The following is a 15,323-nucleotide window of genomic DNA, read 5'->3' on the forward strand; positions in this document are numbered from 1 at the left end:
AGGTCTGCTGAAAAGGCCCTGACAGTAGAGGTGGGAGCGCGCCCGGTCAAGACGTTGTGCTGACCGGGCGCGCGGTCCTATCGTGTCCATCGAAGCGCTTCGACAGTTCGGGTCACCGCGGATTCCGAAGGAGGCCACGATGGCCGGCGGGTATCACCGACTTCTCTGGAGGGACCTCTGATGTCGAAGCGAGTACTGGCCGCCGCGATGGTCGCTGTGCTGGCCGTCGCGGGCTGCGGGTCCGGATCCGGCAGTGGTGACCCGAAAACCCTGAAGTTGTGGCACTACGAGGCACCGGACAGCGCGATGGGCGTGGCCTGGGCCGAGGCGATCAAGCAGTTCGAGGCGAGCCATCCCGGTGTCAAGGTCGCCTTCGAGGAGAAGGGGTTCGAGCAGATCCAGAAGACGGCGCCGATGGTGCTCAATTCGGGCGACGCGCCGGACATCCTGGAGTACAACAAGGGGAACGCCACCGCGGGACTGCTGTCCAAGCAGGGACTGCTGACCGACATCAGCGAAGAGGTCAGCAAACGCGGCTGGGACAAGCAGCTCACTCCGGCGCTCCAGACCACCGCTCGTTACGACGAGAACGGCGTGATGGGATCCGGCAACTGGTACGGCGTCCCGAACTATGCCGAGTACGTGAAGATCTTCTACAACAAGGACATGTTCGCCCAGCAGGGTCTCGAAGAGCCGCGGACCATCGAACAGCTGACCGCGGCCATGGCCAAATTCGCCGGTGCCGGGGTCACCCCGCTGGCCGTCGGCGGCTCGGAGTACCCGGCGCATCAGGTCCTGTACCAGCTCACCCTCACCAAGGCCGACCGCGGCTGGGTGGACCGCTACCAGCGCTACACCGGCAAGGTGGACTTCCACGATGCCGCGTGGACCTACGGCGCGACAACCTTCGCCGACTGGGTGCGGAAGGGCTACGTCAGCAAGGATGCCGCCGGCGTCGACGCCGAGGCCATGGGCATGTCGTTCATGCAGGGCAAGTATCCGATCATGATCAGCGGCAGCTGGTGGTACGGCAGGCTGGTGCAGAGCATCAAGGACTTCCAGTGGGGTTCCGTGCCGTGGCCGGGGATGACCTCGGGGTCGGCGGGCAACATGTGGGTCATCCCCAAGGGAGCGAAGAACCGCGACCTCGCACTGGACTTCATCGCGATCACGATGTCCCAGCCCATCCAGGACAAGCTCCGTGAGGCAGGCGGTGTCCCGGTGGTGAACAGCCCCACGCCGCCGGCCGAGCCACGGCTTAAGGATCTGGTGGAGGACTTCACCACTCTGTCCACACAGGACAAGCTGGCGTTCTATCCGGACTGGCCCGCGCCCGGGTACTACGACGTCCACGTCTCGGCGACGCAGAAGCTCATCACCTCGAGCGCCCAGCCGTCGCAGGTGCTCGACGAGCTCGCCAAGCCGTACGAGGAGAATCTGGCGAACGTGGGCAAATGACCAGGGGACGGGGAAACTACCTGCTCTTCCTGATCCCCGGCGCGCTGCTGCTGATCGCGGTGATCCTGGTGCCGTTCGCGATGAACATCGGCATCAGCTTCACCCAGTGGTCCGGCGCCGGCGATCCGAAGTGGACAGGACTGGAGAACTACCGGCGGTTGTTCGCGGACGACGTCTTCTGGGCGTCGTTCCGCCACAACCTCGGGCTGGTGGTGGCGATGGCCGTCGTGCCGACCGTGGCCGGGCTGGTGATCGCGGCCGCGCTGTTCGATTTCGTGGCCAAACGGTTCGGGACGCGGGCGGCCAGCGTGCTGCGAGCCTGCGTCTACCTGCCCCAGGTGCTGCCGATCGCGGTCGCCGGCATCGTCTGGAGCTGGATACTCGCGCCCGAGGGCGCGGTGAACGAACTCCTCTCCGCCGTCGGGCTCGGCTCGCTCGCCCAGAACTGGCTGGGCGACCCGGATCTCGCGCTGTGGAGCGTGATGGGCGTGATGGTGTGGATCCAGGTCGGCTATCCGGTGGTGATCTTCATGGCCGGGATGCAGCGTGCCGACCCCTCACTGCACGAGGCGGCGGAGCTGGACGGGGCGTCGTGGTGGGGCCGGTTCTGGCATGTGACCGTGCCACAGCTGCGGCCCGAGGTCTTCGTGGTCCTGCTGACCTGCACGATCGCCGCGCTGAAGGTGTTCGGGCCGATCTACGTGCTGACCAGGGGAGGCCCGGGAGGGTCCACCAACGTGCCCTCGTACTACTCGTTCCAGAACTTCTTCGAGAAGACGCAGGTCGGCTACGGCGCGGCGATCGCGACCGTGCTCACGGTGCTGATCCTCGTGCTCACCACGGTGTTCCTCCGGGCCCAGAAGCGGGGTGAGCAGGCGTGAAACGGCATCTGACGCTCTGGTCGTTGATCGTTCTCGCGGTCGTGATGCTGGCGCCGTTCCTGGTCGTGGCGCTGAACGCGCTGAAAACCCCGGCCGAATACGCGGCGGACGGCCCATTGTCCTTTCCGGACGGGGTGTACCTGCAAGGGCTGATCGACTTCTGGGTCCGGGTCGGGTTCGGGCAGAAACTGCTCAACAGCGTCGTGATCAGCGGTTCGGTCGCGGTGCTCGCGGTGGTGATCTCGGTGCTGAACGCCTACGCGCTGGGCATCGGGCGCGTCCGCGGCCGGACGTGGATCCTGGTCGCCTTCCTCATCGCGAACACGCTGCCGCAGGAAGCGCTGGCGTACCCGCTGTACTTCCTCGCCAACGAAACCGGTCTCTACGACACTCAGCTCGGCGTGATCATCATCTTCACGATCATCCAGGCCGCGTTCGGCACCTATCTGCTGTCCTCGACGTACGTCGGGTTCCCGCACGAACTGCTCGAGGCCGCCTATCTCGACGGCGCGAACAAATGGCAGACCCTGGTGCGCGTCGTGGTGCCGATCAGCAGGCCGACCCTCGGCGTGCTGTTCGTGTTCTTCTTCATCTGGACGTGGAACGAGTTCTTCCTGCCGCTGATCCTGCTCATCTCCAACGACACCCAGACCGTCCCGGTCGCGCTGGGTGTGCTGCAGGGCCAGCGGATGATGGACGCGACCGTGACCAGTGCCTCGGCGTTGCTCGGGGTCATCCCGGCGATCGCCTTCTTCCTGATCTTCCAGCGGACGTTGACACGTGGCATCACGGCAGGGGCGGTCAAATGAAGTTCAGCAACGGCTATTGGCTGCTGCGCGACGGGGTACAGGCGGCGCATCCGGTGGAGGTGTACGACCTCACCGCGGGGGACGGGCGGATCGTGGTGCACGCGCCGACCCATCGCATCCGCCATCGCGGCGACCTGTTGAAGGGGCCGGTGGCGACGGTCGGGTTCTCCTCGCCGATGCCGGACGTGATCGGGGTGAGCGTCACGCATTTCGAGGGCGGGCTGCTGCGAGAACCCCGCTTCGAGCTGGCGACCGTCGACGAGGAGGCGAAGGTCTCCGAGGACGGGCACACGCTCACCGCGGGCGCGTTGTCGGTCCGGCTGCATCGCGGCGACGGGTGGAAGGTCGACTTCCTCGCGGACGGCAAGACGCTCACCACCAGCGGGGCCAAGGGCATGGGCTTCATGAGCCTCGACGGCGAGCACCATGTCCGCGACCAGCTGGACCTTTCCGTGGGGACGCAGGTCTACGGGCTCGGTGAACGGTTCGGGCCCTTGGTGCGCAACGGGCAGGTCGTCGACATCTGGAACGCCGACGCCGGCACGAGCAGCGAACAGGCCTACAAGAACGTCCCGTTCTATCTGACCAACGCCGGTTACGGCGTGTTCGTCGACCATCCGGGGCATGTGTCCTTCGAGGTCGCCTCCGAAGCGGTGTCGCGGGTGCAGTTCAGCGTCGTCGGCCAGTCCCTGGAGTACTACGTGATCTACGGCCCGAGCCCGAAGGAGATTCTGCGCAAGTACACGGCGCTGACCGGCAGACCGGCGCTCCCGCCCGCGTGGTCCTTCGGGCTGTGGCTGTCGACGTCGTTCACCACCTCCTATGACGAGGAGACCGTCTCGGGATTCGTCGACGGCATGATCGAACGCGATCTGCCGCTGAGCGTGTTCCATTTCGACTGCTTCTGGATGCGCGAATTCAACTGGTGCGACTTCGAATGGGATCCGCGGACCTTCCCGGACCCCGTCGGCATGCTGGAGCGGCTGAAGGCGCGGGACCTGCGGATCTCGGTGTGGATCAACCCGTACGTGGCGCAACGGTCGCCGCTGTTCGCGGAAGGTGTCGAGGGCGGATACCTGCTGCGGAAACCGAACGGCGACGTGTGGCAGTGGGATCTCTGGCAGCCGGGAATGGCGCTGGTCGACTTCACCAACCCCGCGGCGCGCACGTGGTACGCGTCCAAATTGGACGCTCTGCTCGAACAAGGCGTGGACTGTTTCAAGACCGACTTCGGCGAGCGGGTGCCGACGGACGTCGTCTACTTCGACGGGTCGGACCCCGAGCGCATGCACAACTACTACACCTATCTCTACAACAAGACGGTGTTCGACGTGCTCCGCGAACGGCGCGGGGAGGGTGAAGCGGTCGTGTTCGCGCGCTCGGCGACCGCCGGGTCGCAGCAGTTCCCGGTGCATTGGGGCGGCGACTGCGAGTCGACGTACGAGTCGATGGCCGAGAGCCTGCGTGGCGGCCTTTCCCTGGGCCTGTCCGGTTTCGGGTACTGGAGCCACGACATCGGCGGCTTCGAGGGCACCCCGGATCCGGCGCTGTTCAAACGCTGGATCGCGTTCGGGATGCTGTCCTCGCACAGCAGGTTGCACGGCAGTTCGTCCTACCGGGTGCCCTGGCTGTTCGACGAGGAGGCCGTCGACGTCCTGCGGGTGTTCTCCAAGCTCAAGGCACGGCTGATGCCGTACCTGTGGCAAGCGGCGGAACAGGCGGCGGCCGAGGGCACTCCGATGATGCGGGCGATGGCGCTGGAGTTCCCCGCCGATCCGGCGTGCGCCCACCTCGAGCGGCAGTACATGCTCGGCGACTCGCTCCTGGTGGCACCGGTGTTCTCGGACGAGGGCGAAGTGACCTACTACGTCCCGGACGGCGTGTGGACCGACTTCTTCACCGGCGACGAGATCCAGGGGCCGCGGTGGGTGACCACGGTCTGCGACATGCTCACCGTCCCGCTGCTCGTGCGCCCCAACACCGTCCTGCCGCTGGGTGCCGTCGACGACCGGCCGGATTACGACTACGCCGACGGCGTCACGCTACAGCTGTACCGGCTCGAAGACGGCGCCAGGATCACCACCACCGTCGGTGGCTCGACGTTCCGCACGCGCAGGGAGGGCGAGCGCGTCCACATCGACGTCGACTCCGCGCCTGATGGCTGGCAGGTGACCTTTCCCGCGGGTCACGAGACGATCGTGGCGACGGGAGGCGCGTTGACGATCCGCGGCGCTGTCTCCCCGGCGGAAGGCCGCGCTGGGGCATCTGGGGCGCCCGCCTGAGTGTCGCGAAAGCCACTTTCGGGACACCAGACGTCCCGAAAGTGGCTTTCGCGACCCCTGCCGGCGGTAGGCGACCACCTTGGGTTACCCCTCAATGAGAAGGTGCCGGGCCCGTGCTGCCCCGTTCGGTCAGCCGGGGTGACAGCAGCCGGACCTCGGCCTGGCCTCCGTCGTCGAGGCGGCGCATCGCCATCTCGACGGCAAGACTGCCGAGTTCCGCGGCGGGGATGGCGATCGACGTGAGCTGGATCGACTGTGCCTCGGCCATGTCCTCCGGGCATACGGCTAGTACCGAGATGTCCTGAGGTACCTGCTTGCCGCGGCGGTTCAGTTCGGACAGCAACGGGCCGAGGATGGCCTCGTTGTGCACGACCAGCCCGGTGACGCCGGGATGTCGGGCGAACACGTCGTCGAGGCAGGCACGTAGCGCGTCGTAGGAAGGCGCGCACGGGAACGAGCCGGCGCGCACCTTGCGTTTCGTGGCCGTCTGGCGGAACCCGCGCAGGAAGCGTCCCGCGTAGCTCGTGCCGCGTTTGTAGACCGCCGGGGAAGGGCCGATCAGCGCGATCTCGCGATGACCGAGATCGGCCAGATGCGTGACGCTCGCGGAGCCGGCGGCGGTGAAGTCGAGGTCGACGCAGGTCAGGTCGCCGGGGTCGGAGGGGACGCCGATCAGCACCACCGGCCGGTGCAAGGATCTCAGCACCGGTAGGCGGGGCTCGGAGGTCTCGACGTCCATGACGATCAGCGCGTCCGCGATGGCGGACGCGGCGATCCGGCGCAGTCCGTCCGGGCCTTCGTTCTTGGTCAGCAGGAGCACGTCGTGGTCGTACGTGCGTGCCTCGGTGACGGTGGCCGCGACGAACTGCATGACCACCGGGACGTTCAGGTCCGTCCGCAGCGGGACGACGAGCGCCAGCACGTTGGTGCGGCTGCTGGCCAGCGCGCGGGCGCCCGCGTTCGGGTGGTAGCCGAGTTCGGTGATGCTGTGCTGGACCCGGCGGCGGGTGTCCTCCGAGATCGAACGCCGCCCGGACAGCACATAGGACACGGTGCTGGGGGAGACCCCGGCCGCCCGGGCGACGTCTGCGATGGTGACCATCAGCCGATGATAGTGCCCGTCGAATCGATTCGACGGGCTCCGTCCTTGCTCAGCTCGATCAATCGGGGCAAGGCGTCGGTGGGCAGCGAGACACCGCGGTAGGCCATGAGTTTGGTGAACTGGCGCATCGGCATCGAAGCGACCATGCGCATCCAGTCCGCGCTGCTCTCAGCCCGGTCGCCCTCGCCGGCGAGCAACTCACCGAGCTCCGGACCCACGATCGGGTGACCGAACCACTCCTCGACCGTCGAGTCGATCGACAGGACCGGGATGATGACGTCGCCGGCCAGCGTGATGGCCGCTTCGGCGACGATCCGCGCGGCGCTCTCACCGATTTGGACGGTGTAGCCGCCGGGTGAGACCACCCAACGGCTCAGTCCGATGTCGTACCAGGCGAAAGCGCGGCGATCGAGGGTGAGCTCGACCCGCCGGGTCTCGCCCGGTTCGAGGGAGATCTTGGTGAACGCGCGGAGCTCCCGTGCCGGGCTGCGAACGGGAGCGGCGTCGGTGGCAACGTAGACCTGGACGACGTGTTTGCCGGCGCGGGTTCCGGTGTTGGTGACGTTCACCGCGACCGTGGCGGTGTCGTCGCCCGTCGCCGTGACCGTCAGGCCGGCGGTCTCGAAGGTCGTGTAGGACAGGCCGTGGCCGAATGGGTAGCGGACCGCGACCTCGGCAGTTTCGTAGTAGCGATAGCCGACCATGACCCCCTCGCCATACCGGACGTGGCCCGCCTCGCCAGGGAAGTTGAGATAGCTGGGGTTGTCCTGCAAACGCAACGGAATGCTCTCGGCGAGATGCCCCGACGGGCTGGTGACTCCGAAGAGGAGATCGGCGAGCGCACTGCCGCCGGCTTGCCCCAGGAGCCAGCCGTCGAGGATGGCGTCGACGTCGTCGTGCCATCCCTCCAGCGACACCACGCCGCCGTGGGAAAGGACGACCACGGTGCGACTGCTTGCCGCCGCGACCGCCTTGATGAGCTCGACCTGCGCCGCGGGGAGATCGATGGTGTCCCGGTCGAAGCCCTCGGATTCGTCCCGTTCGCCCAGACCCGCGAAGATCACCGCGACGTCGGCCTCACGAGCGATCTCGACGGCGTTGTCGGCCAGTCCGCTCGCGTAGGTCACGGATTCCCCGAGTGCGCGGATCGCGTCTAGCGCGGTGTCGACCCGGGTCGGATTGACGTGAGAGCTGCCGCCGCCCTGGAAACGGGGATTCGCGGCGAACTCGCCGACGACCGCCACCGCCGACCGCGTCGTCAGGGGCAACGTGTCGCGGTCGTTCTTCAGCAGGACGGCGCAGTCGGCGGCGACCTCTTTCGCCAGCCGGTGTTGCTCGTCGGGATCGATGTGGCCACCCGCAGGCGTCGTCCGGTCGACGAGGGCGAGAAGGCGGCGGACACTCCGGTCGACGACGCCTTCGTCCAATTCCCCGCTTCGGACGGCCGCCACGATCTCGGCGTCGCCGCTGCCGCCGGTGCCCGGCATCTCCAGGTCCAGCCCGGCCGCGAGCGCGGCGACCCGGTCGTTCACCGCACCCCAGTCCGACACGACCGCACCGTCGAAACCCCATTCGTCACGCAGAACATCGGTGAGCAGACGGCGGTTCTGGGCGGCGTAGACGCCATTCACCCGGTTGTACGAGCACATCACCGTCGCCGGCTGTGCTTCGGTCACGACCCGCTCGAACGCCGGGAAGTAGATCTCGCGCAGGGTCCGTTCGTCGACCTCCGCACTGACCCGCATCCGGTCGGTCTCCTGGTTGTTGGCCGCGAAATGCTTCAGCGACGCGCCCACGCCTTCGGCCTGCATGGCCCGCACGTAGGCGCTGGCGAGCACCCCGCTCAGCAACGGGTCTTCGGAGTAGTACTCGAAGTTGCGGCCGCACAACGGGGACCGTTTGATGTTCACGCCGGGGCCGAGCACCACCGACACCCCGGCCGCGCGGGCTTCCCTGCCGATGGCGGCACCGATCCGCGCGGCGACGTCGGGATCCCAACTGGAACCCACTGCGACCGACGGCGGGAAGCAGGTGGCGGACACGCTGTCGTGCACGCCGAGATTGTCGGCCTCGCTGTCCTGCCGCCGGAGGCCGTGCGGGCCGTCGGACAGCATGATCGACGGGATCCCCGCGGCCTCGATCGCCTCGGTGTGCCAGAAGTCGCGGCCGGACAGCAGCGAGGCCTTCTGTTCGAGCGTGAGGCCGGTGGGTTCGTTCTGCGAGGTCAACGGGATTCCTTCCGCTGGGAACTGTCCACTGTGTTCGAGACTGCCAGACGGACGAGAACATTGTCTCGCCGTGTCCTGTCCGCTAACATCGCCGTAACGCGACTGTCGAATCGTTTCGACAATCGAATCTCTCGCTCGATCACCACCGCTCGAACCCCTCCGAATATCGCCGCCCGTTTCGTCGAAGCGCTTCGATTACTCGCGATGGAGTCTTCATGAGCAGAGCCGCTCGCCAAGTCCGCCCGCGCCGGCTGGGCATGTTCACCATGACGGTCGCCCTGATGCTGGGTCTCGCCTCACCCGCGGTCGCGGACGAGCTGGACGCCCTTCCGTTCCGAGATCCTGGCCTTCCGCTGACCACGCGGGTGGACGATCTGGTGCGCCGGCTGACCCTCCCGGAGAAGGTGTCGTTGCTGCACCAGTTCCAGCCGGCGATCCCGCGGCTGGGCATCCCCGAATTCAAGACGGGAACCGAGGCGCTCCACGGCCTCGGCTGGACGACGGAGCGCACGAACGGCGCCGTGGTGACCGCGAACGCGACGGTCTTCCCCCAGGCGATCGGGCTCGCTTCGACCTGGGACCCGGCGTTGATCAAGCAGGTCGGCGCGGTCGTCGGTGACGAAGCGCGGGGCTACCACTCGCAGGATCCCGGATTCTGGGGTCTCCAGCTGTGGGCGCCGGTGGTGAACCTGCTGCGTGATCCGCGATGGGGGCGCAACGAGGAGGGCTACTCCGAAGATCCCCTGCTGACCGGGGCGATCTCGACGGCGTACGGCAAGGGGATGAGCGGTGATCATCCTCAATACCTCAAGACCGCACCGGTGCTGAAGCACTATTTGGCCAACAACAACGAGATCCGCCGCGACACCACGTCGTCCAACCTGCGCCCGCGAGTGTTGCGGGAGTACGACGAGCAGGCGTTCCGGCCGGCCATCGCGGCCGACGCGGCGACCGGTGTGATGGGGTCGTACAACCTCGTCAACGGGCGGCCCGCGACGGTGAACCCCGACCTGAACGACGTCGTGCGGACCTGGACCGGCAAGACGCTCTACAACGTCAGCGACGCCTCCGCCCCGTACAACCTGACAGGTTCCGAGAAGTACTACGCGACCAACGAGGAAGGCTTCGCGGCCACCCTCAAGGCCGGTCTCGACGGCTTCACCGTCGACAACCAGAACCCCGGCCCGACCATCAAGATCATCACGTCCGCGCTGGCGAAGGGGTTGCTCGCCGAGGCCGACATCGACAGGGCGGTGAAGCACGTCCTGAGCGTCCGCTTCCGGCTCGGCGACTTCGACCCGGACGGCGGCCCGTACGCCAGGATCGGCAAAGACGTGGTCAACAGCCCGGCGCATCGGCAGCTCGCCCGCAAGACGGCGGGCGAAGCCATGGTGCTGCTGAAGAACGACCGCGGCGCCCTGCCGCTGGACCCGAAGCGCGGAGTGGCGGTCATCGGGCCGCTGGGCAAGACCCTGTACACCGACTGGTACTCCGGCGGACTGCCGTACAAGGTCACCCCGGCGGACGGGATCCGCGCGCGGCTCGGCGGCGGGGCACAGGTCACCGACACCGAGGCCGTGGACAGGATCGCCTTGCGCGATGCCGCCACCGGCAAATACCTCGGCGGCGGCGCGGGCGATGCGGGAGCGGTGCTCAAGACGGGCGCCACCATTGCCGGGGCCACGGAGCAGTTCGACGCCTTCGAGTGGGGCGACGGTGTGCTGACCTTGCGCAGCGTGGCGAACGGGAAGTACGTCGAGCGGCAGAACCTCGCCGACGCCACCAGCCCGTTCCTCAACCAGGCACCGCAGCCGCGGGACTGGTTCGTCCAGCAGCAGTTCAAACTCGAGGACGCCGGTGACGGCACGGTCGTGATCAGGTACGCCGGTTACGAACTCCCGAACGACTGGGACGGGCCGAACAGCTACCTCACCGTCGCCGCCGACGGCACGCTGACCCTGGGCTCGCCGAACGCGGCGGGAGCGACGAAGTTCCGCAAGGAGCGGATCACGTCCGGGATCGACAGCGCGGTGCAGGTGGCACGATCGGCCGAAACGGCGGTCGTGGTCGTGGGCAGCATGCCGTTCATCAACGGCAGGGAAGACCACGATCGCACCTCGACGGCGCTGGCGGGAAGCCAGAGCGAGCTGATCAAGGCCGTGCGCGCGGCGAATCCGAACACCGTCGTGGTGGTCGAGAACAGCTATCCCACGACCTTGAACTGGGAGCAGGAGAACATCCCGGCGATCGTGTGGACCTCGCACGCCGGCCAGGAGACCGGCAACGCCCTGGCCGACGTGCTGTACGGCGACGTCAACCCGGCGGGCCGTCTCACCCAGACGTGGTACCGCTCGGACGCCGAGCTCCCGGACATCCTCGACTACGACATCATGAAACGCGGCAGCACCTATCAGTACTTCACCGGTGATCCGCTCTACGCCTTCGGTCACGGCCTGTCGTACACGAACTTCCGCTACAACGACCTGCGGCTCGGCAAACCGGGTCCACAAGGGACGTTCGAAGCGACGGTGAAGGTGACCAATACCGGGAAACGTGCCGGTGACGAGGTGGTGCAGCTCTACACCCATCAGCTCGTCTCCCGGGACAAGCAGCCGAATCAGCGCCTCCGCGACTTCGAGCGGGTGCGCCTGGAGCCGGGGCAGACCAAGACGGTGCGCCTGTCGGTGCCCGACCTCCGGCACTGGGACGTCACCCGGGGGAGATGGGTGCTGGAATCGTCCGTCCACGAGGTGATGGTCGGTGCGTCCGCCGGTGACATCCGGCTACGCTCGGCGCTGCCCGTACGTGGCGAGCAGATCCCGCCGCGCGATCTGTCCCGGGACACCAGGGCGATCGACTTCGACGACTACTCGGGTGTCGAACTGGTCGACGAGAGCAAAGCCCGCGGGGACGCGGTCGGTGTCGGCGCGGGAGACTGGCTGCGCTTCAGCGACGTGGACTTCCGTGCCGGGGTGCGGACGTTCACCGCCAGAACGGCTCGTGCCGAACCTGGAACGTCCACTGTGGAAATCCGGCTCGGCGGCCCGCACGGCAGACTCATCGGAACCGCGCGGATCGCCAGTACCGGCGACAAGTACACGTACTCGACCACCAGCGCGACGGTGTCCGGACCGAGTGGGCGGCACGACGTCTATCTCGTCTTCACCTCCGATTCGAGAATCAGCACGTTCTCTCTGCGATAGCGGTCCATTTGGTGAAAAGACACGGAAGGAACCCGGCTATGCGTAGGCAAGCACGATCCTTGATGAGCGGTGTCGTCGTGGCGTTGGTCGCCGTCCTGGCGTTGGGAGGGACGGCGCAGGCCGCCACCTGGAGCTCTTCGGACAAGTGGGGGACCTGGTCGAACGGCGGCTACACCGTCCGCAACAACGTCTGGGGCGGCGGCGCGGGACCGCAGTCGATCTGGGCGAACTCCTACAGCAACTTCGGCGTCTGGGCGGACCATCCGAACACCGGTGGGGTGAAGTCGTATCCGCATTCGGCGAAGAACGTCGGCCGCCAGCTGAGCGGACTGCGGAGCCTTTCCAGCAGTTTCAACGTCTCCCGGCCGGGTGGCGGCGCCTACGCGACGGCGTACGACATCTGGGCGAACAACAACGCCTACGAGATCATGCTCTGGATGAACAAGCAGGGCGCCGTGGGCGCGATCGGTTCGAAGGAGACCACGGTGTCGGTCGGCGGCCACACCTGGGACGTCTACCGGGGGAGCAACGGTGCCAACGCGGTGTTCTCGTTCCTGCGTACCTCCAACACGAACGCGGGTTCGGTCGATGTGCTCGCCGTGCTGAACTGGATCAAGAATCGCGGGTGGTACGGCGATGTGACGGTCGGTGAGGTGCAGTTCGGTTTCGAGATCACGTCGTCGAGCGGCGGGATGAACTTCTCGGCGAACAGTTATTCGGTTTCGGCCTCCTGACCGGTTGCCGGTGGCGGCGTGTTCGTCCGGCGTGGTGACTTTCGGGACATACCCGGCAGCGCTGGCACCGTCGGCCTGCCGGAAAACCACTACACGCTGCTCACCGAGCCCGCGTTGCATGATTGGCTGACCGAGCCTTGCCAGATCGGCCAGGCGCCGCCGATCTCCAGCAGCGCGATGGACCGGACGATCGTGCCCGCAGCCTGGCGAGACGATCACGGTGCCGCTGCCGTCATGTCCTGAAGGTGCCCTTGACGACCTTCATCGTCTCCAAGGGCACCTTCAGGACATGCGGTTCCAGGTCGGCCCATCTCTTCGGGAACCGTTGAGCCTCGTTCACTTCTTCACACCGGGTTCGAGGAGAGGTCAGCGCACGGCGGGCCCGGTCGGTCAGCTCCTGGATCAGCTCCGTCATCGCCGCGGCGTACCGAGCGCGCCGCGTCGGCCGGCTGTCCGTCGTGACGCCGTGCAGGATGTGGGTGCGGAGCCCGCCGCGGACTCGGACGTACAGCAGCCGGTCGGTCATGCGTTGTGGTGCCGGCGGTAGCCGTGTTCAGCGAATACCTCGGCGCGAGGCCCGGCCAGGCGGGGTCGTGATCCGAGATCACGATGACCCGCCTTAGTGGTCCGACTTGCGGGTGCGGCGCCGTCGTGTCACCAATGGACACGTTCGGAGTGCCGCGAACGCGAGAGGACACGTGCCGGTGAACCTGACTCTCGTCGCCGTGCTCGGCGTCGTCATCATCGTGGTGGTGGCCACGTTCTCCGAACGGATGAACCTGGCCGCTCCGCTGAGTCTCGTGGTGGCCGGGATCGGGCTGAGCTTCCTGCCGGGTGTCCCGCATCCGGAGGTCGAACCCGAGCTGATCCTGGCCGGGGTGCTCCCGCCGCTGCTGTATTCGGCGGCGGTGAACATGCCGATGGTCGACTTCCGGCGGAACATCCGGCCGATCACCGGCCTCGCGGTCCTGCTCGTGGTGGGGACGACGCTGGGGGCGGGCTGGCTGTTCCACTGGCTGGTGCCGGGGATCGGGTGGCCTGCCGCGTTCGCGCTGGGCGCGGTCATCAGCCCCACCGACGCCGTCGCGGCGACGTCCGTGGGACGGCGGCTCGGTCTGCCACCGCGGCTGCTGACCGTGCTCGAAGGCGAAGGGCTGGTCAACGACGCCTCGGCGCTCGTGCTGCTGCGGTCCGCCGTCGCCGCGGTCGCCGGGTCGGTGTCCGTCTGGGGCATCGTGGGCGAGTTCGTCTTCTCCGTCGTCGTGGCGGTCGGGATCGGGATCCTGGTCGGGATCGTCAACGTCCGGGCGCGGGCCTTGCTGGGCAACGCCGTGCTGAACACCGCCATCTCGTTCGTGGTCCCGTTCATCGCCTTCCTGCCCGCGGAGGAGGCCGGTGCCTCGGGCGTGCTCGCCGTCGTCGTCGCCGGGTTGGTGACCGGTCATCTCGCCCCGCGGCATCTGCGCGCGACGGACCGTCTCGCCGAGACCGTCAACTGGCGAACCGCGGCCTTCCTGCTGGAGAGCGGGATGTTCCTGCTCATGGGGCTCAGCGTGAAAACCCTCATCGACGAGGTGCACGAGGACGGTTCGAGCGTCTGGCGCGCGCTCGTCATCGGCCTGGCCGCGTCGGCGCTCGTCATCGTCGCGCGCGTGGTCTTCGTCGGGCCGCTGGTCGCCGGCCTGTACCGCGAGCAGCGCAAAGCCGCGCGTTTCAAACCACGGCTGGAAACGACACAGGCGGTGCTGCGGGGCGACGAGTCGAATCCCGCCGTCACCGAGCGACTGGACAAGGCGTCACCGAGACGGGTGGCGCATTTCCGGAAACGGCTCGATCGTGCCGCCGCCGACGTCGAGTTCCGGCTCACCGAGACCCTGGGCTGGCGCGGTGGCGTGGTGCTCGGCTGGGCGGGGATGCGCGGCGCCATCACCCTCGCGGCGGCGCAGACCCTTCCGCAGGACACCCCGGATCGTGCCCTTCTGGTCCTGATCGCCTACGTGGTTGCGACCACGACGCTGCTGGTGCAGGGAATGACGCTCCCGGCGGTGATCCGTGCGGCGCGGGTGCCCGCGGAGGATCCGGACCGGGCGCGTCAGGAGTACGTCCGGCTCATGACCGAGCTCGCCGACGCGGCGAAGTCCGTCTTGGACGATCCGGCCGAGGGACCGTTCAGCGAGGCGGTCCTGGACCGGGTGCGTTCGGACGTGCGCGTCCCGGGCAAGGCGCCAGTCGGCCGCTCGGCTTCGGACGTCCAGCAATACCTGCAGCTGCGCCTGCGTGTCCTCACCGAGCAGTCCGAACGGCTTCAGCGGGCCCGGTCGAGTGGCGGATACAGCTCGGAGACGTTGAGCCGGGCGCAGACCGCCCTCGACGTGGAGATGGCCCGCCTCGAGCAGCTGGCGGACAAACCGGCTTCCTGAGCCCTTCCTCCTGTCGAACGTCCTGCGCGGCCATCTTCGCGCGCTGTCGCCGACGGCCGTGCCGGTACCGCCGGTCAGCAGGCCCGGCGACACAGATGTCGTGCTGGTAGACGCTCTGCACGCCGTCTTATCCACACCTGGACGCAAACCTCCCGGCCGCCACTGTCGTAGGTGCCGTAGCTGAGCAGCGCTTCCCGGGCGTTTCA

General features: G+C 67.5%; 11 protein-coding genes. 8 read left to right on the forward strand and 3 right to left on the reverse strand.

Going from position 1 to position 15,323, the window contains the following annotated elements:
* The first annotated feature begins 180 nt into the window (after window positions 1–180).
* Genes H4W30_RS19895 through yicI form a run of 4 tightly spaced genes read left to right on the forward strand, consistent with a single transcriptional unit; the run spans window position 181 to window position 5,430 of the window.
* Entirely contained in the window at window positions 181–1,458 is a 1,278-nt protein-coding gene (locus H4W30_RS19895; RefSeq protein ID WP_192744248.1) for an ABC transporter substrate-binding protein, read from the forward strand.
* A complete protein-coding gene (locus H4W30_RS19900) occupies window positions 1,455–2,339 on the forward strand; it encodes a carbohydrate ABC transporter permease (protein WP_192744249.1) in 885 nt (294 codons plus the stop codon). Before H4W30_RS19895 ends, H4W30_RS19900 begins: the two co-directional genes overlap by 4 nt.
* On the forward strand, window positions 2,336–3,148 hold the full coding sequence (locus H4W30_RS19905; protein ID WP_318780628.1) for a carbohydrate ABC transporter permease: 813 nt from the start codon (window positions 2,336–2,338) through the stop codon (window positions 3,146–3,148). The genes H4W30_RS19900 and H4W30_RS19905 overlap by 4 nt, the downstream gene beginning before the upstream one ends.
* A complete protein-coding gene (yicI, locus tag H4W30_RS19910; protein ID WP_192744250.1) occupies window positions 3,145–5,430 on the forward strand; it encodes an alpha-xylosidase in 2,286 nt (761 codons plus the stop codon). The genes H4W30_RS19905 and yicI overlap by 4 nt, the downstream gene beginning before the upstream one ends.
* Window positions 5,431–5,521: 91 nt before the next feature.
* Here yicI and H4W30_RS19915 read toward each other — a convergent pair whose 3' ends face one another.
* Window positions 5,522–6,532 (reverse strand): LacI family DNA-binding transcriptional regulator, encoded by a 1,011-nt coding sequence (locus H4W30_RS19915; RefSeq protein ID WP_192744251.1) that lies wholly within the window; start codon window positions 6,530–6,532, stop codon window positions 5,522–5,524.
* On the reverse strand, window positions 6,532–8,760 hold the full coding sequence (locus H4W30_RS19920) for a glycoside hydrolase family 3 C-terminal domain-containing protein (protein ID WP_192744252.1): 2,229 nt from the start codon (window positions 8,758–8,760) through the stop codon (window positions 6,532–6,534). The genes H4W30_RS19915 and H4W30_RS19920 overlap by 1 nt, the downstream gene beginning before the upstream one ends.
* 215 nt (window positions 8,761–8,975) lie before the next feature.
* Here H4W30_RS19920 and H4W30_RS19925 point away from each other — a divergent pair, with 215 nt between their 5' ends.
* From H4W30_RS19925 to H4W30_RS19935, 3 genes are read left to right on the forward strand one after another with little or no spacing between them, the layout of a single operon-like run.
* Complete coding sequence (locus H4W30_RS19925; RefSeq protein ID WP_225949780.1) at window positions 8,976–11,963, forward strand: glycoside hydrolase family 3 protein; 2,988 nt, start codon at window positions 8,976–8,978, stop codon at window positions 11,961–11,963.
* A 38-nt stretch (window positions 11,964–12,001) separates the two neighbouring features.
* On the forward strand, window positions 12,002–12,697 hold the full coding sequence (locus tag H4W30_RS19930) for a glycoside hydrolase family 12 protein (RefSeq protein ID WP_192744253.1): 696 nt from the start codon (window positions 12,002–12,004) through the stop codon (window positions 12,695–12,697).
* Window positions 12,698–12,715: 18 nt separating this feature from the next.
* Window positions 12,716–12,940 carry a hypothetical protein gene (locus tag H4W30_RS19935; protein WP_192744254.1) on the forward strand — a complete coding sequence of 75 codons (225 nt, stop codon included), beginning with the start codon at window positions 12,716–12,718 and terminating at the stop codon, window positions 12,938–12,940.
* On the opposite strand, the gene H4W30_RS19940 is transcribed toward H4W30_RS19935, so the two are convergent.
* Entirely contained in the window at window positions 12,930–13,223 is a 294-nt protein-coding gene (locus H4W30_RS19940; protein WP_192744255.1) for a hypothetical protein, read from the reverse strand. The genes H4W30_RS19935 and H4W30_RS19940 overlap by 11 nt on opposite strands.
* Before the next feature lie 178 nt (window positions 13,224–13,401).
* Here H4W30_RS19940 and H4W30_RS19945 point away from each other — a divergent pair, with 178 nt between their 5' ends.
* The gene (locus H4W30_RS19945) at window positions 13,402–15,117 is read left to right on the forward strand and encodes a cation:proton antiporter (protein WP_192744256.1); all 1,716 of its coding nucleotides are present in this window, start codon (window positions 13,402–13,404) and stop codon (window positions 15,115–15,117) included.
* The last annotated feature ends 206 nt before the right edge of the window (window positions 15,118–15,323 follow it).

The sequence above is a fragment of the Amycolatopsis roodepoortensis genome, from assembly GCF_014873915.1.
GTDB lineage: Bacteria > Actinomycetota > Actinomycetes > Mycobacteriales > Pseudonocardiaceae > Amycolatopsis > Amycolatopsis roodepoortensis.

Excerpts from the sequence above, each read along its gene's own strand:
- yicI (WP_192744250.1), top strand. The coding sequence starts at position 3,145 with ATGAAGTTCAGCAACGGCTATTGGCTGCTGCGCGACGGGGTACAGGCG.
- H4W30_RS19895 (WP_192744248.1), top strand. The coding sequence starts at position 181 with ATGTCGAAGCGAGTACTGGCCGCCGCGATGGTCGCTGTGCTGGCCGTC.
- H4W30_RS19940 (WP_192744255.1), bottom strand. The coding sequence starts at position 13,223 with ATGACCGACCGGCTGCTGTACGTCCGAGTCCGCGGCGGGCTCCGCACC.
- H4W30_RS19915 (WP_192744251.1), bottom strand. The coding sequence starts at position 6,532 with ATGGTCACCATCGCAGACGTCGCCCGGGCGGCCGGGGTCTCCCCCAGC.
- H4W30_RS19930 (WP_192744253.1), top strand. The coding sequence starts at position 12,002 with ATGCGTAGGCAAGCACGATCCTTGATGAGCGGTGTCGTCGTGGCGTTG.
- H4W30_RS19925 (WP_225949780.1), top strand. The coding sequence starts at position 8,976 with ATGAGCAGAGCCGCTCGCCAAGTCCGCCCGCGCCGGCTGGGCATGTTC.
- H4W30_RS19900 (WP_192744249.1), top strand. The coding sequence starts at position 1,455 with ATGACCAGGGGACGGGGAAACTACCTGCTCTTCCTGATCCCCGGCGCG.